The sequence below is a fragment of the Streptomyces sp. A18 genome, from assembly GCF_059026065.1.
Window position 1 is genome coordinate 72,089 of record NZ_JBWLKL010000002.1, and the last position, 24,409, is coordinate 96,497.

General features: G+C 69.2%; 26 protein-coding genes. 11 read left to right on the forward strand and 15 right to left on the reverse strand.

Features of this window, described 5'->3' with window-relative positions:
* The first annotated feature begins 14 nt into the window (after positions 1-14).
* The 5 genes from folP to AC5P1C_RS03100 all read left to right on the forward strand — a co-directional run bounded on the left by folP (position 15) and on the right by AC5P1C_RS03100 (position 3,066).
* Positions 15-887, forward strand: coding sequence for a dihydropteroate synthase (folP, locus tag AC5P1C_RS03080; protein WP_493864090.1), 873 nt, complete (start codon positions 15-17; stop codon positions 885-887).
* The gene (locus AC5P1C_RS03085; RefSeq protein WP_493864091.1) at positions 884-1,408 is read left to right on the forward strand and encodes a nuclear transport factor 2 family protein; all 525 of its coding nucleotides are present in this window, start codon (positions 884-886) and stop codon (positions 1,406-1,408) included. The genes folP and AC5P1C_RS03085 overlap by 4 nt, the downstream gene beginning before the upstream one ends.
* 133 nt (positions 1,409-1,541) lie before the next feature.
* Positions 1,542-1,901, forward strand: coding sequence for a dihydroneopterin aldolase (folB, locus tag AC5P1C_RS03090; RefSeq protein WP_383267804.1), 360 nt, complete (start codon positions 1,542-1,544; stop codon positions 1,899-1,901).
* Positions 1,898-2,509, forward strand: a complete 612-nt coding sequence (folK, locus tag AC5P1C_RS03095; protein WP_493864092.1) for a 2-amino-4-hydroxy-6-hydroxymethyldihydropteridine diphosphokinase — start codon at positions 1,898-1,900, stop codon at positions 2,507-2,509. The genes folB and folK overlap by 4 nt, the downstream gene beginning before the upstream one ends.
* Positions 2,510-2,580: 71 nt before the next feature.
* Positions 2,581-3,066 carry a DUF3180 domain-containing protein gene (locus tag AC5P1C_RS03100; protein ID WP_493864093.1) on the forward strand — a complete coding sequence of 162 codons (486 nt, stop codon included), beginning with the start codon at positions 2,581-2,583 and terminating at the stop codon, positions 3,064-3,066.
* A 94-nt stretch (positions 3,067-3,160) separates the two neighbouring features.
* On the opposite strand, the gene folE is transcribed toward AC5P1C_RS03100, so the two are convergent.
* The 6 genes from folE to dacB all read right to left on the reverse strand — a co-directional run bounded on the left by folE (position 3,161) and on the right by dacB (position 11,047).
* Positions 3,161-3,766 carry a GTP cyclohydrolase I FolE gene (gene folE / locus AC5P1C_RS03105; protein WP_453690802.1) on the reverse strand — a complete coding sequence of 202 codons (606 nt, stop codon included), beginning with the start codon at positions 3,764-3,766 and terminating at the stop codon, positions 3,161-3,163.
* Positions 3,767-3,885: 119 nt separating this feature from the next.
* On the reverse strand, positions 3,886-5,910 hold the full coding sequence (ftsH, locus tag AC5P1C_RS03110) for an ATP-dependent zinc metalloprotease FtsH (protein ID WP_493864094.1): 2,025 nt from the start codon (positions 5,908-5,910) through the stop codon (positions 3,886-3,888).
* Between the two features lie 192 nt (positions 5,911-6,102).
* A complete protein-coding gene (hpt, locus tag AC5P1C_RS03115) occupies positions 6,103-6,663 on the reverse strand; it encodes a hypoxanthine phosphoribosyltransferase (protein WP_493864095.1) in 561 nt (186 codons plus the stop codon).
* Between the two features lie 51 nt (positions 6,664-6,714).
* Positions 6,715-7,824, reverse strand: a complete 1,110-nt coding sequence (gene tilS / locus AC5P1C_RS03120) for a tRNA lysidine(34) synthetase TilS (protein WP_493864096.1) — start codon at positions 7,822-7,824, stop codon at positions 6,715-6,717.
* 240 nt (positions 7,825-8,064) lie between these two features.
* Positions 8,065-9,183, reverse strand: a complete 1,119-nt coding sequence (locus AC5P1C_RS03125; protein ID WP_493864097.1) for a zinc-dependent metalloprotease — start codon at positions 9,181-9,183, stop codon at positions 8,065-8,067.
* A 271-nt stretch (positions 9,184-9,454) separates the two neighbouring features.
* Positions 9,455-11,047, reverse strand: a complete 1,593-nt coding sequence (gene dacB / locus AC5P1C_RS03130; protein WP_493864098.1) for a D-alanyl-D-alanine carboxypeptidase/D-alanyl-D-alanine endopeptidase — start codon at positions 11,045-11,047, stop codon at positions 9,455-9,457.
* Between the two features lie 85 nt (positions 11,048-11,132).
* Here dacB and AC5P1C_RS03135 point away from each other — a divergent pair, with 85 nt between their 5' ends.
* Entirely contained in the window at positions 11,133-11,621 is a 489-nt protein-coding gene (locus AC5P1C_RS03135) for an inorganic diphosphatase (protein ID WP_135330561.1), read from the forward strand.
* 140 nt (positions 11,622-11,761) lie between these two features.
* A complete protein-coding gene (locus tag AC5P1C_RS03140) occupies positions 11,762-13,438 on the forward strand; it encodes a threonine/serine exporter family protein (protein ID WP_493864513.1) in 1,677 nt (558 codons plus the stop codon).
* A gap of 14 nt (positions 13,439-13,452) precedes the next feature.
* Here the strand turns inward: AC5P1C_RS03140 and AC5P1C_RS03145 are convergent, their stop codons facing one another.
* Entirely contained in the window at positions 13,453-14,145 is a 693-nt protein-coding gene (locus AC5P1C_RS03145; protein ID WP_493864099.1) for a DedA family protein, read from the reverse strand.
* A gap of 136 nt (positions 14,146-14,281) precedes the next feature.
* Here AC5P1C_RS03145 and AC5P1C_RS03150 point away from each other — a divergent pair, with 136 nt between their 5' ends.
* Positions 14,282-14,650, forward strand: a complete 369-nt coding sequence (locus AC5P1C_RS03150; RefSeq protein WP_344518213.1) for a YbjQ family protein — start codon at positions 14,282-14,284, stop codon at positions 14,648-14,650.
* An 85-nt stretch (positions 14,651-14,735) separates the two neighbouring features.
* On the opposite strand, the gene AC5P1C_RS03155 is transcribed toward AC5P1C_RS03150, so the two are convergent.
* Positions 14,736-15,494: a MerR family transcriptional regulator gene (locus tag AC5P1C_RS03155; protein WP_493864100.1), complete on the reverse strand. Its 759-nt coding sequence runs from the start codon at positions 15,492-15,494 to the stop codon at positions 14,736-14,738.
* 132 nt (positions 15,495-15,626) lie between these two features.
* Here AC5P1C_RS03155 and gad point away from each other — a divergent pair, with 132 nt between their 5' ends.
* Entirely contained in the window at positions 15,627-17,054 is a 1,428-nt protein-coding gene (gad, locus tag AC5P1C_RS03160; protein ID WP_493864101.1) for a glutamate decarboxylase, read from the forward strand.
* 112 nt (positions 17,055-17,166) lie between these two features.
* Here gad and AC5P1C_RS03165 read toward each other — a convergent pair whose 3' ends face one another.
* On the reverse strand, positions 17,167-17,796 hold the full coding sequence (locus AC5P1C_RS03165) for a PadR family transcriptional regulator (RefSeq protein WP_493864102.1): 630 nt from the start codon (positions 17,794-17,796) through the stop codon (positions 17,167-17,169).
* Between the two features lie 42 nt (positions 17,797-17,838).
* Between AC5P1C_RS03165 and AC5P1C_RS03170 the strand changes: the two genes are divergently transcribed.
* Entirely contained in the window at positions 17,839-18,612 is a 774-nt protein-coding gene (locus tag AC5P1C_RS03170) for a bleomycin resistance protein (RefSeq protein WP_493864103.1), read from the forward strand.
* Here AC5P1C_RS03170 and AC5P1C_RS03175 read toward each other — a convergent pair.
* The 3 genes from AC5P1C_RS03175 to AC5P1C_RS03185 form a co-directional block, all read right to left on the reverse strand.
* Positions 18,545-19,084 (reverse strand): DinB family protein, encoded by a 540-nt coding sequence (locus AC5P1C_RS03175; RefSeq protein WP_493864104.1) that lies wholly within the window; start codon positions 19,082-19,084, stop codon positions 18,545-18,547. The two genes, AC5P1C_RS03170 and AC5P1C_RS03175, sit on opposite strands and share 68 nt — an antisense overlap.
* Positions 19,085-19,224: 140 nt before the next feature.
* Positions 19,225-20,682 carry an aldehyde dehydrogenase family protein gene (locus tag AC5P1C_RS03180; RefSeq protein WP_493864105.1) on the reverse strand — a complete coding sequence of 486 codons (1,458 nt, stop codon included), beginning with the start codon at positions 20,680-20,682 and terminating at the stop codon, positions 19,225-19,227.
* Between the two features lie 58 nt (positions 20,683-20,740).
* The gene (locus tag AC5P1C_RS03185; RefSeq protein ID WP_493864106.1) at positions 20,741-21,604 is read right to left on the reverse strand and encodes a Sco1979 family transcriptional regulator; all 864 of its coding nucleotides are present in this window, start codon (positions 21,602-21,604) and stop codon (positions 20,741-20,743) included.
* A gap of 329 nt (positions 21,605-21,933) precedes the next feature.
* On the opposite strand from AC5P1C_RS03185, the gene AC5P1C_RS03190 reads away from it, so the two are divergent.
* Positions 21,934-22,419, forward strand: a complete 486-nt coding sequence (locus tag AC5P1C_RS03190; protein WP_493864107.1) for an ATP-binding protein — start codon at positions 21,934-21,936, stop codon at positions 22,417-22,419.
* Positions 22,420-22,492: 73 nt separating this feature from the next.
* Here the strand turns inward: AC5P1C_RS03190 and AC5P1C_RS03195 are convergent, their stop codons facing one another.
* From AC5P1C_RS03195 to AC5P1C_RS03205, 3 genes are all read right to left on the reverse strand, one after another.
* Positions 22,493-22,732, reverse strand: a complete 240-nt coding sequence (locus tag AC5P1C_RS03195; RefSeq protein ID WP_493864108.1) for a DUF397 domain-containing protein — start codon at positions 22,730-22,732, stop codon at positions 22,493-22,495.
* Positions 22,733-23,027: 295 nt separating this feature from the next.
* Complete coding sequence (rpsR, locus tag AC5P1C_RS03200; RefSeq protein ID WP_493864109.1) at positions 23,028-23,267, reverse strand: 30S ribosomal protein S18; 240 nt, start codon at positions 23,265-23,267, stop codon at positions 23,028-23,030.
* Entirely contained in the window at positions 23,268-24,401 is a 1,134-nt protein-coding gene (locus AC5P1C_RS03205) for a CobW family GTP-binding protein (RefSeq protein WP_493864110.1), read from the reverse strand.
* Between the last annotated feature and the right edge of the window lie 8 nt (positions 24,402-24,409).

Consider the following 24,409-nt stretch of genomic DNA (forward strand, 5'->3'; position numbering starts at 1 on the left):
CCTAGGCTGGAGGCATGAGTACGTTGCGCGGGCGGGGATCGGTCGAGGGGCTGCCGGAGTGGGGCCGCTGTGCGGTCATGGGGGTCGTGAACGTGACCCCCGACTCCTTCTCCGACGGGGGCCGCTGGTTCGACACCACGGCCGCCGTCAAGCACGGCATCGACCTGGTCGCCCAGGGCGCCGACCTGATCGACGTGGGCGGTGAGTCGACCCGCCCCGGCGCCCCGCGCGTGGACGAGGACGAGGAGCTGCGGCGCGTGGTCCCCGTCGTGCGGGGCCTGGCGTCCGAGGGCGTGACGGTGTCCGTGGACACCATGCGCGCCACCGTCGCCGAGCAGGCGCTCGCCGCGGGTGCCGTCCTGGTGAACGACGTCAGCGGTGGCCTCGCCGACGAGCGCATGGTCCCCGCCGTCGCCGCCGCGGAGGCGCCCTTCGTGGTGATGCACTGGCGCGGCTTCCTCACCGACATCCACGCCAAGCCCGTCTACGAAGACGTGGTCTCCGAAGTCGTCGACGAGCTCCACGCGCGCGTGGAAGCCGCCATCGAGGGCGGCATCGCCCCCGAGCGCATCGTCATCGACCCGGGCCTTGGCTTCTCCAAGGACGCCGAGCACGACCTGGCGCTCCTGGCCCGCCTCGACCGCCTCCGTCAGCTCGGCCACCCGATCCTGGTCGCCGCCTCCCGCAAGCGCTTCCTCGGCCGCGTCCTCGCGGGCCCCGAGGGCGCGCCGCCGCCCGCCCGCGAGCGCGACGCGGCCACCGCCGCGGTCTCCGCCATCGCCGCCCACCAGGGCGCCTGGGCCGTCCGCGTGCACGAGGTGCGGGCCACGGCCGACGCCGTCCGCGTCGCCCACGCCGTGACCAGCGCGGCGGGCGGTCCACGGTGACCGGGGCCAGGACCGACGTGGAACAGGTCGAGCTGGCCAACACGGCTTTCTACGAAGCACTGGAGCGCGGCGACTTCGACGAGCTCTCCCACCTGTGGCTGGACACGGACGCGGCCCCGGAGCACGACGACGACCCCGAGAGCAGGGACGACGAGGACGCGCGGGACGACGAACCCGCGATCTCCTGCGTCCACCCCGGCTGGCCGGTCCTCACCGGCCGCGGCGAGGTCCTCAGGTCGTACGCGCTGATCATGGCGAACACCGAGTACATCCAGTTCTTCCTGACCGACCTGCACGTCGGGGTCGCCGGCGACACCGCCCTGGTGACCTGCACGGAGAACATCCTCAGCGGCGGCCCGCCGCCCGAGGGCGGCGGCGAGCTCGGCCCGCTCGTCGGCCAGCTCGTGGTCGCGACCAATGTGTTCCGCCGCACAGTCGACGGATGGAAACTCTGGTCGCACCACGCCTCACCCGTACTCGCCGAAACCGACGACGAAGAGGGCGAGGAGTCACCCTCCTGAGTGGGTAGGGGCGGTTACAGGAGCCCCCGCGGGCCAGGACTGTCAGTGCTCGCAGGTAGATTCGATCGAGGCTGCTGTGCCGACCGCACTCGGCGCAGGCCTGCCGATACCAACGATTGCAGGAGTGATTCGCGTGGATCGTGTCGCGCTGCGCGGCCTCAAGGCCCGTGGACACCACGGTGTCTTTCCGCGGGAACGCGAAGAGGGCCAGACCTTCATCGTGGACCTGGTCCTTGGCCTGGACACCCGTGCGGCCGCCGCCGACGACGACTTGGCGAAGACCGTGCACTACGGAGTCGTGGCGGAGGAGGTCGTGGCCGCCGTCGAGGGCGACCCGGTGGACCTCATCGAGACGCTCGCCGAGCGCATCGCCCAGACGTGTCTGAAGCACGACGGAGTCCTGGAGGTCGAGGTGTGCGTCCACAAACCGGACGCCCCGATCACCGTCCCCTTCGACGATGTGACCGTCACCATCACACGGAGCCGAGTATGACCGCGTTTTCCACGCAAGGGCAGAGCGACCCGACCGTCCAGCCGGTGCCCACCGCCGTGGTGGAACAGGTCGACGCCGCCGACAGCACCCTCTCCAACCCCAAACGCGCCGTGATCTCCCTCGGCAGCAATCTCGGCAACCGCCTGGAGACGCTGCAGGGCGCGATCGACGCCCTGGAGGACACCCCCGGCCTGCGCGTCAAGGCGGTCTCTCCGGTGTACGAGACGGAGCCCTGGGGCGTCGACCCCGGCTCCCAGCCCTCGTACTTCAACGCGGTGGTCGTGGTGAAGACGACCCTGCCGCCCTCCTCGCTCCTGGAGCGGGCGCAAGCGGTCGAGGAAGCCTTCCACCGTGTGCGGGAAGAGCGCTGGGCCGCCCGCACGATCGACGTCGACATCGTGGCGTACGCGGACGTCGTCTCGGACGACCCGGTCCTCACGCTCCCCCACCCGCGCGCGCATGAACGTGCCTTCGTCCTGGCCCCTTGGTACGACGTGGAACCCGAGGCACAGCTGGCCGGCCGCGGCCCGGTCGCCGAGCTCCTTGCCAACGTCACCCGTGACGGCGTCATCCCCCGTGTCGACCTGGAACTCCGCCTGCCCGAATAGTCGTTAGGGTCTAACGGACCCGCATGACACGAAGCGGGTCCGTACGACGATGAAGCGATGAAGGGTCATCCGTGAAGCAGCTGCGCATCAGGACACTGGCCGGCCTCTTCGTGGTGGCCGGGGTGCTGTCCTGGGCGGGCGCCCGGCTGTGGGACTCCGTCGGCACGCTGCCGCGGGTCCCGCTGGCCGCGCCCATCGTGCTCGCCGTGATCGCCGCGGTGCTGCTCGCCACGGCGCTCTCGCTGCGGTCCCGGCTGCGCGCCCAACGCGAGCGTCGCCCCGGGGCGAAGGGCGTCGAGCCGATGATGGCCGCGCGCGCGGTCGTCTTCGGCCAGGCGAGCGCCCTGGTCGCCGCCCTGGTCGCCGGGATGTACGGCGGCACGGGCGCGTTCCTCCTGGAATACCTGGACGTCCCGGCCCGCCGGGACCAGGCGATCTACGCGGGCCTCTCGCTGGTAGCGGGCATCGCGGTCATAGCGGCCGCCTTCTTCCTGGAGCGGGTCTGCCGCCTCCCCGAGGACGACGACGAAACGGGCGGGGCGGCCCCGGCGGCCTAGAGCAACCGGCCGAGGAGCGCCCCGAAGGCGCGCGGGGAACTGCACGACCGGCCAGAACGCGCCCGCAGACGCATACACCCGTCCCGTAAGGCGCCTAGCGCGCCATGATGAGGCTCATGGCCTCATTACGCGTCGCAGGGTCACGCAGCTGCCCCCGCACCGCAGACGTGATCGTCTTGGCGCCCGGCTTGCGCACCCCGCGCATGGTCATGCACATGTGCTCGCACTCCACGACCACGATGACGCCGCGCGGCTCCAGGATCTCCATCAGGGAGTCCGCGACCTGCGTGGTCAGCCGCTCCTGGACCTGCGGACGGCGCGCGTAGACGTCCACGAGGCGAGCCAGCTTGGACAGGCCGGTGATCTTGCCGTCGGACGAGGGGATGTAGCCGACGTGCGCGACACCGTGGAACGGCACCAGATGGTGCTCGCAGGAGCTCTGCACCTCGATGTCCTTCACCAGGACCATCTCGTCGTGGCCGAGATCGAACGTCGTCGTCAGGACGTCCTCGGGCTTGAGCCACAGACCGCCGAATATCTCCTTGTACGCGCGTGCGACCCGCCCAGGAGTCTCCCGCAGGCCCTCCCGGTCCGGATCCTCCCCGACCGCGATGAGCAGCTCGCGCACGGCGTTCTCGGCCCGCTTCTCGTCGAACACGCCGATCGTGCCCTCGCCGTCCAGCGTCACCGGATCGGTCATGTGTGCCTCGTTCCTAGCGTTCCACGCGTCATGCGTCAGTACGTACGAAAAAACTGCGCCCCCCAGGCTAGAACCAGGGGGGCGCAGCTTCCATTCCGGGCCTGCTGAGGCGCCGGGGATCAGCTCTCGGGGCGATCCTCCTTGGTCACCTCGATGGGCGTCTCCGTCGGGCCCGCGGTCACCGCGGGCGTCGCGCCGTTCGCACCGTTCGTCAGCGACAGCTCCCGGGGGGAGAGCACCGGCGGGCGGGTAGAGGGCGTACGCCGCGAGGAACCGGTCCACGCCGGGCGGGCCGGGCGCTTCACGATGCCTGCGAAGACCTCGGCGATCTGCTCCTTGTTCAGGGTCTCCTTCTCGAGGAGCTGGAGGACCAGGTTGTCGAGAACGTCGCGGTTCTCGACGAGGATCTCCCAGGCCTCGTTGTGCGCGGTCTCGATGAGCTTCTTGACCTCTTCGTCGACCAGCGCCGCGACCTCTTCCGAGTAGTCGCGCGGATGACCCATCTCACGGCCGAGGAACGGCTCGGTGTTGTCGCCGCCGAACTTGATCGCGCCGAGCCGCTCGGTCATGCCGTACTGCGTGACCATGGCCCGCGCGGTCGCGGTGGCCTTCTCGATGTCGTTCGCCGCGCCCGTCGTCGGGTCGTGGAAGACGAGCTCCTCGGCCGCGCGCCCGCCCAGCATGTACGCCAGCTGGTCGAGCATTTCGTTGCGCGTGGTCGAGTACTTGTCCTCCTCGGGCAGGACCATGGTGTAACCCAGGGCCCGGCCGCGCGACAGGATCGTGATCTTGTGGACCGGGTCCGAGTTCGGAGACGCCGCCGCGACCAGGGCGTGTCCGCCCTCGTGGTACGCGGTGATCTTCTTCTCCTTGTCGGACATGATCCGCGTCCGCTTCTGCGGACCCGCCACGACGCGGTCGATCGCCTCGTCGAGCGCGTGGTTGTCGATCAGCTTCTTGTCGCCGCGCGCCGTGAGGAGCGCCGCTTCGTTCAGCACGTTCGACAGGTCGGCACCCGTGAATCCCGGCGTACGCCGCGAGACCGCGCCCAGGTCGACGTCCGGAGCGACCGGCTTGCCCTTCTGGTGAACCTTGAGGATCTCCAGACGGCCCTGCATGTCCGGGCGGTCGACCGCGATCTGACGGTCGAAACGGCCGGGGCGCAGGAGCGCGGGGTCGAGGATGTCGGGGCGGTTCGTGGCGGCGATCAGGATGACGCCGCCCTTCACGTCGAAGCCGTCCATCTCGACGAGCAGCTGGTTCAGCGTCTGCTCGCGCTCGTCGTGACCGCCGCCCATACCGGCACCGCGGTGCCGGCCGACGGCGTCGATCTCGTCGACGAAGACGATCGCCGGGGCGTTCGCCTTGGCCTGCTCGAAGAGGTCACGCACACGCGAGGCGCCGACACCGACGAACATCTCGACGAAGTCGGAACCGGAGATCGAGTAGAAGGGGACGCCGGCCTCACCCGCGACGGCGCGCGCGAGGAGCGTCTTGCCCGTGCCGGGCGGCCCGTACAGGAGCACGCCCTTGGGGATCTTGGCCCCGACGGCCTGGAACTTCGCCGGCTCCTGGAGGAACTCCTTGATCTCGTGGAGTTCCTCGACGGCCTCGTCCGATCCGGCCACATCGGAGAACGTCGTCTTCGGTGTGTCCTTGGTGATCAGCTTGGCCTTGGACTTCCCGAACTGCATGACCCGGGAGCCGCCGCCCTGCATCTGATTCATCAGGAACAGGAAGACAACGACGATGAGCACGAAGGGGAGCAGGGAAAGAAGGATGCCGACGAACGGGTTCTGCTTCGACGGCGAGACGGTGTAACCGTCCGGGATCTTCTTGTCCTGGTACTTGTCCTGCAAGGTCTTGGCGATGTCGACACCTTGGTTGCCGATGTAGCTCGCCTGGATCTTGCTGCTGTCCTTGACCTTCTGGCCATCCTTGAGCTCGACCTTGATGGTCGACTCGTCACCGGTGGTGAGCTTGGCGCTCTCGACCTTGTCGTCGTTGATCGCCTGCACTACCTGGCCGGTGTCCACCGTCTTGTAGCCGCCGGACGAACCGACCACCTGCATCAACACGACCACGGCAAGGACGGCCAGCACGATCCACATGACTGGCCCACGGAAGTATCGCTTCACGTCCATCCATACGGAGCGATGACGCCCCGTCCCTCCTGCCATAGTGAGTTTGATAAAGACTGTTCTTCGGACGGTACCCCAGCATTGTCACCCGATACCGCACGGGACGGCTGACAAACCCGTCTTCGCATGCTCCAACGGCGGGAAACGGGTGAGGGTTCCCGGCCGCCTCCGCGGAGTTGGCCGGGGGACCGGGAATCAGCCGCCGTAGACGTGCGGAGCGAGGGTGCCGACGAACGGCAGGTTGCGGTACTTCTCCGCGTAGTCCAGGCCGTACCCGATGACGAACTCGTTCGGGATGTCGAAGCCGACCCACTCCACGTCGATCGCGACCTTGGCCGCATCGGGCTTGCGCAGCAGCGTGCAGACCTTCAGCGACGCGGGCTCGCGCGAGCCGAGGTTGGAGAGCAGCCAGGACAGCGTCAGACCGGAGTCGATGATGTCCTCGACGATGAGGACGTGCTTGCCCTTGATGTCGGTGTCCAGGTCCTTGAGGATCCGCACGACACCGGAGGACTGGGTGCCCGCGCCGTACGACGACACGGCCATCCAGTCCATGGTGAGCGGGGTGGACAGCGCACGCGCCAGGTCCGCCATGACCATCACCGCGCCCTTGAGCACTCCGACGATCAACAGGTCCTTGCCCGCGTACTCCGCGTCGATCTTCGCGGCCAGCTCAGCCAGCTTCGCGTCGATCTCTTCCTTGGTGATGAGCACCGACTGAAGGTCGGTGCCCATGTCTTTCGCGTCCACCCGCATCACTTTCGGTCGTCCGTCACACCGGCTGCGCGGGGCCCGGGGATCCCTCGGTCAACAGCCTTGCCGGATCACCAGTCTGCCACCCTGGCGCTGAGCGACGACTTTGCCCGGGAGATTGATGGCTCCCTGGCCGCGCCAGCCCGTGATCAGCCGGTCGACCTCTTCGAGGTGGCGGGCGAAAAGCGCACCGGCCGGAGCGCCCGCTTCGATGGCGGCGCGGCGCACGATGCGGCGGCGTACGGCGGGCGGCAGGGCGTAGAGCTTGGCGCACTCCAGGAGTCCCGCGGCGTCACGCACGGAAGCTTCCGCCTGTGCGGCCCAGTGGTCCAGGGCGTCGGCGTCATCCCGGGACAACTGGGCCGTACGGGCGAGTGCTTCCACGACGCCCTTGCCGAGCGCCTTCTCCAGGGCGGGCAGACCTTCGTGCCGCAGCCGCGAGCGGGTGTAGGCGGGGTCGGTGTTGTGCGGGTCGTCCCAGACGGGCAGCGACTGGACCATGCAGGCCTTGCGGGCGGTCTGCCGGTCGATGTGCAGGAAGGGGCGGCGGTAGCGGCGGTCGGCTCCGGGGCCGCCGGACACGGCCGCCATCCCGGACAGGGAGCGGATGCCGGAGCCGCGGGCGAGACCCAGCAGGACGGTCTCCGCCTGGTCGTCACGGGTGTGGCCGAGGAGGATCGCGGCGGCGCCATGGCGCTCGGCCACCGCGTCGAGTGCGGCGTATCTCGCGTCGCGGGCCGCGGCCTCGGGGCCGCCGTCCCGGCCGACGTCGACAGCGACGGACTCGATCGGTTCCAGGCCGAGGGCGGTGAGCCGGGATACGACCTCGGCGGCGCGCAGATCGGACCCGTCCTGCAGTCCGTGGTCGACGGTGACACCGCCGGCGCGGATGCCGAGCTTGGGGGCCTCGAAGGCGAGAGCGGAGGCGAGCGCCATGGAATCGGCGCCGCCGGAGCACGCGACCAGCACGAGTGGCGTCGCGGCCTGCTCGCGTGGAGGGTGGGGGTGAGCGGGGCGTGAGGGGACGTGCTCGGGGGTGCGCTGTGCTTCGGGGCGCTGTTGGTCGGCGCGCTGGGCGTCGGTGCGCTGTACGTCGGTCAGTACGTCGTGGAGTACGCGGCGGACCGCCAGGCGTATCGCCGCGACCGCAGGATGGGGACCCATGTCCGGTTCCCTTCATGAAGTTCGGGGGTGAGCCTCGGACCTGTCACTGTCGCTCAGGACCACTCGGGAGATCGGGCCTCAGTCAGACCTCACGAGGTTAGTCACTCAGAGTGTGTCGATGGTGACAGAGCCGAGCCGTTCCCCGAGCATTGCACGCCTACCCATGGCTCACGGTCCCTCGGACGGGTGATTGCGGGGGCGTTTGCCTGCCATCGGCCGCAACTCGCTCCCCTACGACCCTCACTCTCCCTTACGGTGCACCCGCGCGACCCAGTCCGCCGGTTTGGCGATCTCCGACTTGGTGGGCAGCGTGTTCGGCGAAGTCCACACCCGGTTGAAGCCGTCCATTCCGACCTCGCCGACGACCGCGCGCACGAAACGCTCGCCGTCCCGGTATTGGCGCAATTTCGCGTCCAGGCCGAGCAGCTTGCGCAGAGCTTGATCGAGGCGGCTCGCCCCGCGGGCCCTGCGCTGCTGGAACTTCTCCCGGATCTCGCCCACGGAGGGCACCACATCGGGGCCGACGCCGTCCATCACGAAGTCGGCGTGCCCTTCGAGGAGCGACATGACGGCTGTGAGCCGGGCCAGGATCTCGCGCTGGGCGGGGGTCTGCACCAACTCGACGATGGAGCGCCCCCCGTCGTCCTCCTCGCCCTCAGGGCGGCCGCCGGCGAGCGACTGGGCGGCTTCCCTGATGCGCTCCAGGACCGTCATGGGGTCGACCTCGGTCTCGGAGAGGAACGACTGGATCTCCCCCTCCAGGTGGTCCCGCAGCCAGGGCACGGCCGAGAACTGCGTACGGTGCGTCTCCTCGTGCAGGCACACCCAGAGCCTGAAGTCATGGGGGTCCACGTCGAGTTCGCGCTCCACGTGCACGATGTTCGGTGCCACGAGGAGGAGCCTGCCGCCGCCGTTCTCCCCCGCCGGGAGGTCGCGGGTGGCCGGGGCGAAGGTCTCGTACTGCCCGAGGACGCGTGAGGCGAGGAAGGAGAGCAGCATCCCGAGCTCGACGCCCGTCACCTTGCCGCCGACCGCCCCGAGCACGGCGCCGCCGGGGCCGCTGCGCCGGTCCTGCATCTTGTCCAGGAGGGGTTTGAGGATCTCCCGGAACCCGGCGACGTTCGCTCGGATCCACCCGGCCCTGTCGACCACGAGCACCGGGGTGTCGTGTATGTCCTCCGTGCCCATCCGGGTGAAGGAACGGACATGCTCCTCCGAGGACTTCGCATGCTTCCGGAGCTCGGCGACGATGGCCCGCGCCTCGTCCCTGCTCACTTCTGGACCCGGCCGGACGAGCCGGGTCGCGGTCGCCACCGCGAGATTCCAGTCGACCATCTCCGCACCACCGATGCTCGTCATGCGTCAACGGTACGTGCTCGACCCCGCCCGTGGAGCGGGTTGACCCCCGAGATTGCCCCACTCCGGGGCCCCTAGGGGTCAACGGGAAGCGATTGCCCCGTGAGGCCGCCATCACCGGCCCGTCGACACGACGGCGGGCGAGACACCCGTGTCCCACCGGCCGGTGAGGCCGGACCGTCCATCGTCTGCGACACCGTCGTGGCCGGTCGCGCTCTTCCCCGCGTCCTTTCGGGGCGCGGCCTGCCCCTACCGCCCCGAGGCCCAGGGCCTGCTACCTGCATCCGCACTTCGCCACCGACGACGCCATCTGGTCCAGTGCCGCCTGCGCCGCCTTGGGGTCCGTGGTGCCTGTGGTCATGAACGCGAAGACCAGGAGGCGGCCCTCCGCGTCGACGACCGTGCCCGCCAAGGTGTTCACGCCTGTCAGGGTGCCCGTCTTCGCGCGTACGACGCCCGTGCCCGGGGAGTCCTTCGGGTAGCGGTCGACCAGGGTGCCCGTGAAACCGGCCACCGGCAGGCCCGTCACCACCGAGCGCAGCTCGGGGTGGGCGGGGTCGGCGGCGCGGGACAGGAGCGCGGCGAGCAGGTCGGCGGAGCTGCGGTCGGCGCGGTCCAGGCCGCTGCCGTCCGCGAACTTCGCTCCGGAGAGCGGGAGTCGCTCCTTCTTCAGCTGGGCTTCGATCGCCTTGCCCGCGCCGTCGAAGCTCGCAGGCTCCTTTGCGGCGAGCGCCGTCTGGCGGGCCAGCGCCTCGGCGATGTCGTTGTCGCTGTGCGTCAGCATCCGCTCGACGAGTGCGGACAGCGGCGGGGACTCCACCTCGGCGAGGGACTCGGCCCGGTCGGACGCCTTGGACGGGCCCGGGTCCTTCTTGTCTTTCTCGTTCTTCTTGTCCTTGGTGTTCGTTTCGATGCCCTCGTCCTTCAGGAGCTCCGCGAACTTCTTCGCCGCGTCGCCCGCCGGGTCACCCGAGCGCGGGGCCGGCCCGCTGGAGGAGTCGTCCAGGCGGCCCTCGTCGGCCATCAGGGCGCTGACCAGCGTGAGGTTCTCGTTCGGGCCGATGGGGTGCTGCTGCTCCCCCGAGTAGAGCGACGTGTCGTACGACAGATTCACCTTGTCGGCCCCGCGGTCCTTCAGGGCGCGCGCGGTGTCCTTCGCCAGCTCGTGCAGGCTCGCGGCGCTTCCCGAGAAGGGGCCGTCCTTGCGGGCGGTGAGCGTGGGGTCGCCGCCTCCCACCAGGACGACGTCCTTCGAGTCCGGCTCGATGACCGTCCTCGTGGTGATCCGGTGGTCGGCCCCCGCCGCGGTCAGCGCCGCCACCGCCGTGGCGATCTTGGTGGTGGACGCGGGCGTCAGGGTGTCGCCGCCGCCCTTGCCGTAGACCCGCCGCCCGGTGCCCGCGTCGATGACGACCGCCGAGCGCTCGGGGCCCAGGGCCTTGTCCTTCAGGAGCGGATCGAGGACGCCCGCGAGCGCCTTGCCGTCGGGAGCGGGCGCGGAGCCGCCGTGCGCGGAACCCGCGGGCACGCCGAGCCCCCTGAGCACGGAGGGGGCGCTCGGGGCGTCCGCCGGCGCTCTTCCGGACGTACGACCGCCGTGATCTGTGCCACCCCCGGCCTCCTGGGAAGCCGCCCAGTCCCGCTCGGCCGTACGCTGACCGGAGGAGTCCCAGGGGCCGGCCGCGGCCACCGCACCGGCCGCGATCGCGAGTCCTACGGTGGCGGCACCCGCCGTGAGCTGCCAGGTCTTGAGCTTCGCAGGAGCCTTGAGAGCGGCAGGGATCTTGGGAGCCAAAGGCTCGGGAAGCCGCTTGAGCAGCTTCCCGACCTGCTGCCGGGTCTGTTGCCAAGGCTTGAGCTCGGGCACGACGACCAGCCCCTTTCGCGATCACACATCTGCGTGAGGGACACTTAACCACCCGAAGTATGTGCTGATCATGGAGGAGCCACCCGTGGAGTTCGACGTCACCATCGAGATTCCGAAGGGTTCGCGGAACAAGTACGAGGTGGACCACGAGACCGGCCGGATCCGCTTGGACCGTCGCCTCTTCACGTCGACCAGCTACCCCGCGGACTACGGCTTCGTCGAGAACACCCTCGGCGAGGACGGTGACCCGCTGGACGCCCTCGTCATCCTGGACGAGCCGACCTTCCCGGGCTGCCTCATCAAGTGCCGCGCGATCGGCATGTTCCGGATGACCGACGAGGCGGGCGGCGACGACAAGCTGCTCTGTGTCCCGGCGTCGGACCCCCGCGTGGAGCACCTGCGCGACATCCACCACGTCTCCGAGTTCGACCGCCTGGAGATCCAGCACTTCTTCGAGGTCTACAAGGACCTGGAGCCCGGCAAGTCCGTCGAGGGCGCCGACTGGGTCGGCCGCGCGGACGCCGAGGCCGAGATCGAGAAGTCGTACAAGCGCGCGGAGGCGCAGGGTCACTGAGTGCCCCTCCTCCGCCGCTGACGGCCGTTCACGGGCCGCGTGATCTTCACGAAGACCACGCGGCCCGTTCGCGTATCTGTGCGCATACTGTTCGTACTGGAGGTGCGCAAGGTTCGTACGTGGGAGCGAGGCAAGTGAACGTGGCTGACCAGGAGGCCGAAGACCGCAAGCCACAGTCGGATGAGGCAAGGAGTGCGTTCACTCAGCCCACCGGCGTGGTGCCGCAGCCACCGGCACCCGAGGACGAGTCGCAGACGACCTCCGAGTTCGCGATCCCGACCGGTGTGCCGAGCCCATCGGCGACCACCACCCAGGAGACCGAGAAGTCGGCGTTCACCACACCGCACACCTACAGCTCCCGCACCGCGCCGCCCGCTTTCACTCCCCCGCACGGCATACCCCTGGTGAAGCTCACCAAGGAGACGCCCTGGCAGGACCAGATGCGCACGATGCTGCGCATGCCGGTCGCCGAACGGCCCACTCCGGAGGCCTCGCAGAGGCACGAGGACGAGACCGGGCCGGCCGTGCCGCGCGTGCTCGACCTGACGCTGCGTATCGGCGAGCTGCTGCTGGCGGGCGGCGAAGGCGCCGAGGACGTGGAGGCGGCGATGTTCGCCGTCTGCCGCAGCTACGGCCTGGACCGCTGCGAGCCGACCGTGACGTTCACGCTGCTGTCGATCTCGTACCAGCCGTCCCTGGTGGACGACCCGGTCACCGCCTCCAGGACCGTGCGCCGCCGAGGCACCGACTACACCCGCCTCGCGGCCGTCTTCCACCTGGTGGACGACATCAGCGACACGGACACCGACATCTCCCTGGAGGAGGCCTACCGCCGGCTCGCGGGGATCCGCCGTAACCGCCACCCCTACCCCGGCTGGGCGCTCACGGCGGCCAGCGGGCTCCTCGCGGGCTCGGCCTCCGTGCTCGTCGGCGGTGGCGCCCTGGTCTTCGTGATCGCGGCGGTCGGCGCGATGCTCGGCGACCGTCTCGCCTGGCTGTGCGCGGGCCGCGGGCTTCCGGAGTTCTACCAGTTCGTGGGGGCCGCGATGCCGCCCGCCGCGATGGGCGTCACGCTCAGCGTCCTGCACTCCCAGGAGGTCAACGCCTCCGCGGTGATCACCGGTGGTCTCTTCGCGCTGATCCCCGGAAGAGCCCTGGTGGCCGGCGTCCAGGACGGCCTGACCGGCTACTACATCACGGCGGCGGCACGCCTCCTGGAGGTCTGCTATCTCGTCGTGGGCATCGTCGTCGGCGTACTGCTCGTGCTGTCGCTCGGCGTGATGCTGGACGCCACGAGCCTGCAGCCGGAGACGGCGTTCGTGGCGACCGACTCGCGCCCGGTGATCCAGATCCTGGCCTCGATGGCGCTGAGTCTCGCCTTCGCGATATTGCTCCAGCAGGAACGTCACACCGTGCTCATCGTGACCCTCAACGGCGGTATCGCCTGGGTCATGTTCGGCGCCCTCGCGCAGACGTCGCTGGAACTCTCGCCGGTCGCAGCGACAGCCGTCGCGGCCGGGCTCGTGGGCCTGTTCGGGCAGCTGTTCTCGCGCTACCGCTTCGCCTCTTCACTGCCGTACGTCACCGCGGCCATCGGCCCGCTGCTGCCCGGTAGCGCGACGTACTTCGGTCTGCTGGCCCTCGCCCAGAACGACATGAACACGGGCATCAACTCGCTCACCAAGGCGGCGGCGACGGCCCTTGCCATCGCGATCGGCGTGAACCTGGGCAGCGAGGTCTCCCGCATGATCCTCAAGATCCCGGGTGCCACGACGGCGGCGAACCGCCGTGCGGCGAAGCGGACGCGGGGCTTCTAGAGCCTGCCGCTCGCTCAGCGCTTGGCGTGCCGGCCGCGCGACGCCGGGGCCGCTCCGGGGGCCTCGCCCTCGGCGGCTGCCGCCTTCTTGTTCTTGCCGCGCGCCCTCAGGAACTCGATCACGATCGGCACCACCGAGATCAGGACGATCAGGATGAGGATCGCCTCGATGTTCTTGTGCACGAAGTCGATCTTGCCGAGCCAGGCGCCGAGCAGCGTCACGCCCGCGCCCCAGAGGATGCCGCCGATGATGTTGAACGTGATGAACGAGCGGTACCGCATGCCGCTGACGCCCGCGATGATCGGCGTGAACGTCCGCACGATGGGCACGAAGCGGGCCAGGACCAGGGACTTCGGGCCGTACTTCTCGAAGAACTCGTGCGCCTTGACCACGTTCTCCTGCTTGAACAGCTTGGAGTCCGGGCGGTTGAAGAGCGCGGGGCCGACCTTCTTGCCGAAGAGGTAGCCCGCCTGGTCGCCGAGGATCGCGGCGACGCAGATGAGGATGCAGCAGAGCCAGAGCGGGAAGTCCAGCTGCTTCGTCGTGATCAGCAGGCCCGTCGTGAACAGCAGCGAGTCGCCCGGCAGGAAGAAGCCGATGAGCAGGCCCGACTCGGCGAACACGATCGCGAGCAGGCCCCAGACCCCGAACGTGTTCAGGAGGTAGTCCGGGTCCAGCCAGCTTGGTCCGAGCGCAAGCGTCGTCACGGTTCCGGGCTCCTGAGGGTGAGAGGGCGATGCGGCGGGGACGGCCGCCCAAAGCTATCAACGCGAGGTGACGTGCCCAGGTTCCACTGCCCTCCCCAGGGTGCACTGTGCGCCGATTGGGACAAAGCTGTGTGCCATGGGTATCGAAGATTTCGGCGGTGGCACCGACCCGCACTCCGACGTACTGGTCGTGACGACGAACGACGTACCGGGATACCGCGTACAACAGGTTATCGGTGAGGTCTTCGGCCTCACCGTCCGCTCCCGGCACTTGGGCAGCCAGATCGGCGCGGGCCTCAAGTCCATGATCGGCGGCGAGCTGAAGGGCCTCACGAAGACGCTGGTGGAGACCCGGAACCAGGCCATGGAGCGCCTCATCGAGCAGGCACGCGCGCGGGGCGGCAACGCGGTCCTGATGATGCGCTTCGACGTCACCGAGGCCGCGGACGTCGGCACGGAGGTGTGCGCCTACGGCACGGCGGTCGTGATCGCGCAGGAGCAGTGACGTCAGCGGTAAGGGGCGGCCACCATGGGTGACCGCCCCTTACCATTCCTTACTGTTCCTTACCGTTCCTTACCGGTACGCCTGCTCAGCTGTTCCGCGCCGCGTTCGCCAGCATCGCGTCCCGCATGTAGACCGCGAGCCCCGGCCGGATCGCCTCGTAGACGGCCGTGAACCGCTCGTCCGACACGTACATCTCGCCGATGCACGTGTGGATCTCGTACGTGCAGTCGTAGTGGAAGCGGCAGATGAAGCGGCGGTGGTCCTCCGCGACATTCATCGCGTCCTCGGAGTCCGCGGGCAGCCCCCGGGCGAGCGCGTCGGCCATGCGCGCGTGCAAGGCGTTGGACTCGTCGTTGATCCGCTGCCAGTCCTCCTTGGTGTACGAGGCGGCCTTGCGCTGCGACTCCTTGTAGGCGTCGGTGTCGCCCCAGCGCCGCTCGACCTCCTCCGCGTACTGGTCGGGGTCGTGGTCCCCGAAGACCTCGAACTTCTCCTCGGGCGTGAGGTTGATGCCCATCTTCTTCGCCTCCATGGCGGTCTCGACGGCGGCGGCCATCTCCTGGAGCCTGGTGATCCGGGCGGTCAGCAGCTCGTGCTGGCGGCGCAGGTGCGCGCGCAGGTCCGTATCCGGGTCGTCCAAGAGGGCCGACACCTCGTCGAGGGGGAAGCCGAGCTCCCGGTAGAACAGGATCTGCTGCAGCCGGTCGAGGTCGTCGTCGCTGTAGCGCCGGTGGCCCGCCTGGCTGCGCTCGCCGGGCGCGAGCAGGCCGATCTCGTCGTAGTGGTGCAGCGTGCGCACCGTCACTCCGGCGAAACCGGCGACCTGTCCCACGGAGTAGCTCATGGCTCCCGCCTCTCTCTCGGTACGCACCTCAGCCTGAGTCCTCACGTCACGTGAGGTGCAAGTGCGGACCCCGGCAACCGCTCATATCCTCGCCAGCGGGGGCATGAAATCCCCGTACGAAGGAGACCGCCCATGCCGCTCCACCGCAGCGAGGCCCCGAACGGCGGCTCCCAGGAGCGCACCCTCGCGGTGAACCCCTTCTACGGAGAGGCCGACCCGGTCAGCGGCATGACCGAGGCACCGCCCAAGCATCGCCTCCCCGACAGGCCGCTGCCGCCCGCGACGGCCTACCAGCTGGTGCACGACGAGCTGATGCTCGACGGCAACTCACGGCTCAACCTCGCGACCTTCGTCACGACGTGGATGGAGCCGCAGGCCGGCGTCCTGATGGCGGAGTGCCGGGACAAGAACATGATCGACAAGGACGAGTACCCGCACACCGCCGAGCTGGAGCGGCGCTGCGTGGCCATGCTCGCCGACCTGTGGCACGCGCCAGACCCGGCGGGCGCCGTCGGCTGCTCGACGACCGGATCGAGCGAGGCGTGCATGCTCGCCGGGATGGCGCTCAAACGCCGCTGGGCCAAGGCCGGGCAGAACCGTGACCGCTACCCCTCCCCCGCCGCGCGCCCGAACCTCGTCATGGGCGTCAACGTCCAGGTGTGCTGGGACAAGTTCTGCAACTTCTGGGAGGTCGAGGCGCGCCAGGTCCCCATGGAGGGCGACCGGTACCACCTCGACCCCGAGGCCGCCGCCGAGCTCTGCGACGAGAACACGATCGGCGTGGTGGCCGTGCTCGGCTCCACCTTCGACGGGTCGTACGAGCCGGTGGCCGAGCTCTGCGCGGCCCTGGACGACCTCCAGGAGCGCACAGGGCTCGACATCCCCGTGCACGTCGACGGCGCGTCCGGCGCGATGGTGGCGCCCTTCCTCGACGAGGACCTGGAGTGGGACTTCCGGCTGCCGAGGGTGGCGTCCATCAACACGTCGGGCCACAAGTACGGCCTGGTCTATCCGGGCGTCGGCTGGGCCCTGTGGCGCAACGCGGACGCGCTGCCGGAGGAGCTGGTCTTCCGGGTGAACTACCTCGGCGGTGACATGCCGACGTTCGCGCTGAACTTCTCCCGGCCGGGAGCGCAGGTCGCCGCGCAGTACTACACGTTCCTGCGCCTGGGCCGCGAGGGCTACCGCGCCGTCCAGCAGGCGGCCAGGGATGTCGCCCGCGGCCTCGCGTCACGCATCGAGGCGCTCGGCGACTTCCGGCTGATCACCCGCGGGGACCAGCTGCCGGTGTTCGCGTTCACCACGCGGGACGACGTGACGGCGTACGACGTCTTCGACGTGTCCCGGCGCCTTCGCGAGCGCGGCTGGCTGGTCCCCGCGTACACCTTCCCGGCCCACCGCGAGGATCTGGCGGTGCTCCGCGTGGTCTGCCGCAACGGCTTCACGGCCGACCTCGCGGAGCTGTTCCTCGCGGACCTGAGCAGCCTGATGCCCGAACTGCGGGAGCAGCCGCACCCGTTCACCAGGGACAGGGACGCGGCCACGGGGTTCCACCACTAGGGCCCGATGTGTTCGATGTGAATGGTTCGGGCGTCGGTGTCCATGCGGTACAAGAGTCGCCGGCGCCCCAAGTGGAGGCGCCGGTAGTCGATGCCGTGCAGCGCGTGTGAGCTCAGCCCTCCTCCGCCCCGGCCGCGAACGGGTTCTCCTCGCCCTCGGCGAGGATGCCCACGAAGGGCTCGCCCTCCCCCGCGAACGTGTAGGCACCGCCCTCGATCCGCTCGATCAGACCGCGCGTCCACTCCATGCCGCCGTCGGCCGTGTGGACCCAGAGGTTCATGATCTCGCCGATGTGCCCGAGCTGCTCCGGGCCGTCCTCGGGCGTGTAGTACTCCGTGACGGACCTGCGCCACTCCTCGATCCCCCGCACCCGCTCCCTCAGGAGATCGGCCGCCTCACCGCGCGGCAGGTCGACGATGAAGCCGAGGGCCGCCGCGAGCATGTCGGGGCGCTGGTCGTACGAGACCAGGTTGGCCCGGAGCAGGTTCAGGTACTCCTCGGTGCCCGCCTCCGTGATCTCGTACTCCGTGCGCGGCGGACCGCCGGCCGTGGACGGGGCGATCTCATGGGCGAGCAGCAGGCCCTGCTTGGCCATCTGCTTCAGCGCGTGGTAGATCGAGCCGGGCTTGGCGTTGGACCATTCATGGGCGCCCCAGTACTCCAGGTCGTTGCGCACCTGATAGCCGTGGGCCCGTCCGTGCTGACGGACGGCGCCGAGGACGAGGAGTCGGATCGCCGACATAAAAGCCACCTCCTTCTAATCAATTTTGATTAGAGTAGCGGTATGGCCGAGACAATGATCCCCTTGTTCCCCTGCCACGAGCTCGACGAGACCCTCGACTTCTACAAGGCCATCGGCTTCGAGGTGACCTTCCACCAGAAGAGCCCCTACCAGTACGGCGTCGTCGAACGCGGCGACATGCAGTTCCAGTTCTTCCGCATGAAGGGCTACGACCCCAAGGGGTCCTACAGCGCCTGCTACGTCCTGACCGACGACGTGGACGCCCTCCACGAGTCATTTCGTACGGGACTCAAGCAGACGCTCGGCCGTATACCGACCCGCGGCCTGCCGCGCATCAGCGCCCTGAAGGACATGAGCTACGGAGTGCGGCAGTTCCTGATGACGGACCCGGCGGGCAACTGCATCCGCGTCGGACAGCCCATCGCCGAGTCCTTCGAGCACACGGCGGTGCCGAAGGAGCGGTACGCGCGCGCCCTGCACCAGGCCGTGCTCCTGGGCGAGTCCAAGGAGGACCACGCGGCGGCGGCCCGCATCATCGACCACGCGCTCGCGGCGGAGGGCACCCCCACCCCCGTACAGCTCGTGAAGCTGTACGTCGTGCGGGCCGAGATGGCCGCGCAGCTCGGCGAGCCGGAGCGGCCGGAGGAGTGGCTCGACCGGGCCGAAGCGGTCCAACTCACGGACGCGCAACGGCTTTCAGCGCGTGACGAGCTGCTGCGGGCGGAGGAGCTGCGCGGGTCCCTGCAGTTCAGCTCTCGCCGCGCTCCAGGGCCACCAGCTCGAACGCCGTCTTGCCGTCGACGGTCTCCCGGATGATGTCGGCGTGGCCCGAGTGCCGGGACATCTCGGTGATCAGGCGGAGCAGCACCCATCGCATCGACACGTCCTCCTTCGGGAACCACGGCTGGTCCGGGAGCGAGAACGTCTCGTCGAGGGTGGGCAGGGAGCGGATGAACTCCTCGGTCCGGTCGGCGACTTGACCCCAGTAAGCGAGCGCCGACTCGACCGTCTCGCCCTCGACCAGGCGGAAGCACTCGTCCCAGTTCGCCTCGGTGCGCTCGATCGCCGGGGCGACGCCCTTCGCCCGCGAGATCCAGCTCTCCTCGACCTCCGCGACGTGCTTGAGCAGCCCGGAGAGCGAGAGCTCGCTGGCGCTGGGCACGGTGGCCGCCTGCTCGTCCGTCAGGCCGATCAGGGCCCGCCGGATGCCGCCGCGCTCGGCATCGAGGAAGGCGAGCAGCGCGCCGCGCTCGTCGCCGGGGGCCTCTGCGTTGACGTGGGTGACCATGGGGTCCGCCTCTCCGAGCCGTGGAACCTGCCGGGCTTTCCGGCTTTCCGACACCACAGACGTTACGGACCCTTGCGGTCAGGTTCTGTCCGCAAGGGTCCGGGAGTTCCAGACGTACGCCCGGCGCACGAGGGAAGCCCTCAGAAGGGGAAACGGGTGCGCCCGTGCTGCACCGAGATCCACTTCTGCGTGGTGAACGCCTCCACCGTCGAGTCGCCGTTGAGCCGCCCGACGCCCGAGCTCTTCTCGCCGCCGAAGGGCACGATCGGCTCGTCGTGCACGGTGCCGTCGTTCACGTGGAACATGCCGCTGTTGATGCGCCGCGCGAACCGCACGCCGCGCTCGACGTCGGCGGTGTGGACGGCGCCGCTGAGCCCGTACGGGGTGTCGTTGGCGATGCGCACGGCCTCTTCCTCGCCGTCGAAGGTCACAAGGAGCGCCACCGGGCCGAAGATCTCCTGCTGCAGGATCGGGGAGTCGGCCGGCAGGTCCGCCAGGACGGTGGGCGCCACCAGGTTGCCCTCGGTGCTGCCGTGCAGGAGCGCCTTGGCTCCCGCGGCCACCGCCTGGTCGACGACCTTCGTCATCGAGTCCGCCTGCGAGGAGTTGATCAGCGGGCCGATGTGGGTCGCCGGGTCCGCCGGGTCGCCGACCTTCAGGGACGCGACCTTGGCGACGAACTTCTCGGTGAACTCCGCCTCGAGCGACCGGTCCACGAGGACGCGGTTGGCGGCCATGCAGACCTGACCCTGGTGCACGAAGCGGCTGAAGACCGCCGCGTCCACCGCGTAGTCGATGTCCGCGTCGTCCAGGACGACGAGCGCGCTGTTGCCGCCGAGTTCGAGGACGGACCGCTTGAACTGCGCCGCGCAGACCGTGCCGACGTGGCGGCCGACGCGGTCCGATCCGGTGAAGGAGATGACGCTCGGCACCGGGTGCTCGATGAACGCGTCGCCGATCTCGGCGATGTCGGTGATGACCACGTTCAGCGCACCGGCCGGCAGACCGGCGTCCTCGAAGAGCCGCGCGAGGAAACTGCCGCCCATCACCGGCGTGTTCTGATGCGGCTTGAGCACCACCGTGTTGCCCAGGGCGAGCGCAGGGGCGACCGTCTTGAGGGAGAGGAGCAGCGGGAAGTTGAAGGGGCTGATGACCCCGACCACGCCCACCGGCTCGCGGTAGAGGCGGTTCTCCTTGCCCTCGCCGGGCGAGGGCAGGATGCGGCCCTCGGGCATCAGCGCGAAGTTGACCGACTCGCGCAGGAATTCCTTGGTGAGGTGGATCTCGAAGGCGGCCTTGAGCCGGGTGCCGCCCAGCTCGGTGACGATCGCCTCGGATATCTCTTCCTCGCGGTCCTCGATGATGCGCAGGGCACGCTCGAAGACCGCACGCCGGGCGTAGGGGCTCGTCGCGCCCCACGCCTTCTGCGCACGCTCGGCTGCGCGGTAGGCCTGGTCCACCTCGTCGGCCGTCGCCACGGTGATCGAGGCCAGCTTCTCCCCGTTGTACGGATTGAAGTCGATGATGTCCCAGGAGCCGGAACCGGCCTTCCACTCACCGTCGATGTACTGGTGAGCCAGGTCAGTGAAGAAGGACATGAGACCCCTTGCCGCAGACGGGTGCCGAGTGCTGATTTCCCGTCATCGTACTGACGTATCAGGTCAGTTGGAGTAGACCACGAAGAAGGTCGCGACTATCGGCCGGATTCGGGCTGTCGCTCTGCAGCTCACTGACCACCCGCTCGTACTGGCCGACTTCCTCCGGCTTGTCGAGGTACAGGGCTCCTGTCAGCTGCTCCACGTACACGACGTCGGACAAGTCCGACTCCGGGAAGCGCAGCATGGTGAACGCTCCGCTCTCGCCCGAGTGCCCACCGAAACTGAACGGCATGACCTGAAGAGTGACATTCGGCCGTTCTGAGATGTCGATCAGATGCTGGATCTGACCGCGCATCACTTCCCGGTCCCCGTACGGGCGTCGGAGCGCCGCCTCGTCGAGTACGCAGTGGAAGCGAGGGGCGCGCTCGGAGATGAGGAGCTTCTGGCGTTCGAGGCGCAGGGCGACGCGGCGCTCGATGTCGGCCTTGCTCGCGCCCTTCATGCCGCGCGCGACGACCGCGTGGGCGTACGCCTCGGTCTGCAACAGGCCGTTGACGAACTGGACCTCGTAGACACGGATGAGTGATGCGGCGCCTTCGAGACCCACGTACGTCTGGAACCAGCCCGGCAGGACGTCCGAGTAACTGTGCCACCAGCCGGCGAGGTTGGCCTCTTTGGCGAGGGAGAGCAACGCGACCCGCTCGGTCTCGTCGTTGACGCCGTACAGCGTCAGCAGGTCCTCGACGTCCCTGGACTTGAAGCTCACCCGTCCCAACTCCATGCGGCTGATCTTCGATTCGGAGGCGCGGATCGAGTAGCCGGCCGCTTCACGGGTGATGCCGCGCGATTCCCTCAGGCGCCTGAGTTGCGAGCCAAGGAGCATGCGCCGTACGACCGAGCCGCTCGACTCCCCTGCGGTCACTTCGCTCAATCCTCCCCATCACTTGGAAGCCAGCAGTCTGCCATTAAACGCTTCAGGGGGTACTCGTTCGGTTACAGAAACGGAAAGCCTTCGGAAGTCCTCCACAAGAAGTCGTAGGAAGAAATGGGCAAGAACTGGCACGGGAACGAGCAAGTCCGGCGCGTGCACGTGCATCTGCCCTTGCATCTGCTGTACGCATTCGGAACCATGGTCGGCGCGCCACCGCTGTATCTCCGTCGGAGCGAGCTGTACCGACGCGATGGAGCGGCGCCGCACCGACCGCGCCACCGCTCCATCGCTATGTACCGCGAAACCGGGGAGTGCCTCGCATGGGGACGAATGGATCGACCATGCTCGAGCCGTTACGGCAGGGGCTTCCCCCACTCGACCCCTCAGCCGTCTCCAGCGCGGCGTCCTGCTCCCTGCCCGCCCGCTATGAAGCGGTGGGCAGCGCGCGGCAGTTCACCCGCAAGACACTGGGCCAGTGGGAACTGGAAGAGCGCTTCGACGACATCGCCCTGGTCGTCTCCGAGTTGGTCACCAACGCCCTGCGGCACGCGCTGCCTTCCGACACCCCGCGCGACCAAGGGCCGCCCGTGCGGCTGCACTTGATGCGGTGGACCTCACGTCTGGTGTGCGCGGTGCGTGACCCCAGCGACGACAGTCCGGTCGCGCGCCAGACCGACGACGACTTCTCGGCCGAGTCAGGCCGCGGCCTGTTCCTGGTGGACTCGTTCAGCGACAGCTGGGGCTGGCACCCGCTCGCGGGCGCGCTGCGGGGCAAGGTCGTGTGGGCGTTGTTCCAACTGCCTTAGCGGGCTCGGCCCGGCCGGTGCCCGGCCCGGCTCGACGGGGCCGATACCCGGCCCCCTGATGCGTGCGGCGGGGCTAGCCACCTATCAGGTGGTCGAACTCCCCGTCCTTCATCCCCAGCAGCATCGCCTCTATCTCGGCGCGCGTGTAGACGAGCGCGGGCCCTTCGGGGAACCGCGAGTTGCGCATGGCGACGTCGCCGCCGGGCAACTTCGCGAACTCCACGCAGGCTCCCTGCGAGTTGCTGTGCCTGCTCTTCTGCCAGACCACCCCATGAAGCTCCGTGGCCGCCATGCCGTTAAACACGTGGTGCACAGTCGCTCCCCGGTGGTGCAGTGCCTGATGCGGCGCTAGATGCAGTGGTCAACTGTCCCGGATCATAGCTGTGTTCACATGCTGATGCATGGGCAGATGCACGTGCACGCGGGGTGTTCCCTTGATTACAGCTCCGTCAGCACCTGCCCAGATCGCCACACGACATGCGGACGCGGTCCGGGCCGAAGCCTTGGCTCACTGGTTCGTGTACTAGGTAGAGACGCAAAGGGACCCGTTCGTGTTCCAACGTTTACGCAACGTCCTGGTGGCGGCGCCGCGGTAGGGATGCGGCGGCTCAGCGCTCCGAGCCGTACGGCAGCAGCGCCATCTCCCGCGCGTTCTTGATCGCGCGGGCCAGCAGCCGCTGCTGCTGGGCGGAGACCCGGGTGACCCGCCGCGAGCGGATCTTCCCCCGGTCCGAGATGAACTTGCGGAGCAACTCCGTGTCCTTGTAGTCGATGTACGTGATCTTCGCCTGGTCCAGGGGGTTGGGGCGGGGCTTCTGGACGCGGGCGGACGGCTTGCGGGGGGACATTCAGACCTCCAGGAGGGTGTCGAAGGCAGGGGGCAGGTGTTTCCAGGCATCGCGCCCGGCGGCGTACTCCTCGTCGGTCAACAGGCATGACTCCAGGACCTCTTCGAGGCCCTCGCGGTCCAGGCCCGGCGAGGTGAAGACCAGGTGCTGGCAGCAGTCGCCGTGCTCCGGATGCCAGTCGAGGGCCGCCGCGGCACGACGCACCGGCGGCACCATCTCCCACGCGGCATCCGGCAGCGAGGCGAGCCACGGGCCCGCGCTCTCGACGCACAGCGCGCCGCCCGCGGCGTCCCAGCCGAGCAGCGTGTCCGGATGGTCGGCCAGCCAGAACCGGCCCCGGCTGCGGGCCGCCGCACAGGTCAGATCCTCCAGGGCCTGATAGAGCCGCTCCGGATGGAAGGGCCGGTCCCGGTGCCATACGAGGGTGGCGACCCCCGCCTCGTCCGCGTCGACCGGCAGCAGCGCACAGGACGGATGCTGGGCGGCAGCCGCCGCCTCGACGTCGAATCCGGCGAGCGCGGCACCCGCCAGGCCCCCATGACCGCTGATCGGGACCTGGCGGGCGGTCGGGTGGAGCTGGGCGAGGAGCGCGCGGTCCTCGTCGTCGGCGTCCGGTGAATCCGCGACGGCGAGCACGGGGGCGTACTCGAGCTGGCGGGCCCAGGTGTCGGCGACCGTCCGCTGATCCGTGGAGGCCGCGGCGAGCCCGGCCTCCATGAGGTCGTCGCCGTTGCCGAGGTAGGGCAGGAGCAGGGCCGGATCGACGGCCGTGATCACGCCGCTCAGCCGCAGCCCCTCGTGCCCGTGCGCCGTGATCACCTCGGCCATCGCCTTGGGCTCGACGGAGTCCCACAGCTCGACGACCGCGAGCCGCGTGAGGCCGGAGTCCGCGAGCCGTTCGAGCTCGGGCACCAGGTCCTCGCGCAGGGCGCAGCACGCACAGTCGTTGACCAGCGGCGCCTCGCCCGTGGAGAGCACTCCGGTGGAGTCGCGCACCGTGCGTACGACCGTGCCGTGCACGGCGGTCGCCAGATCGTGATGGAGCGCGACGCTCCCCGGGACGGTGGTGAGGAGCCGCTCGACGGCTTCCCGCCGGGCGTCGGAGTGAAGGCCGCCGACGATGGCGACGTCCATGGCGTTGG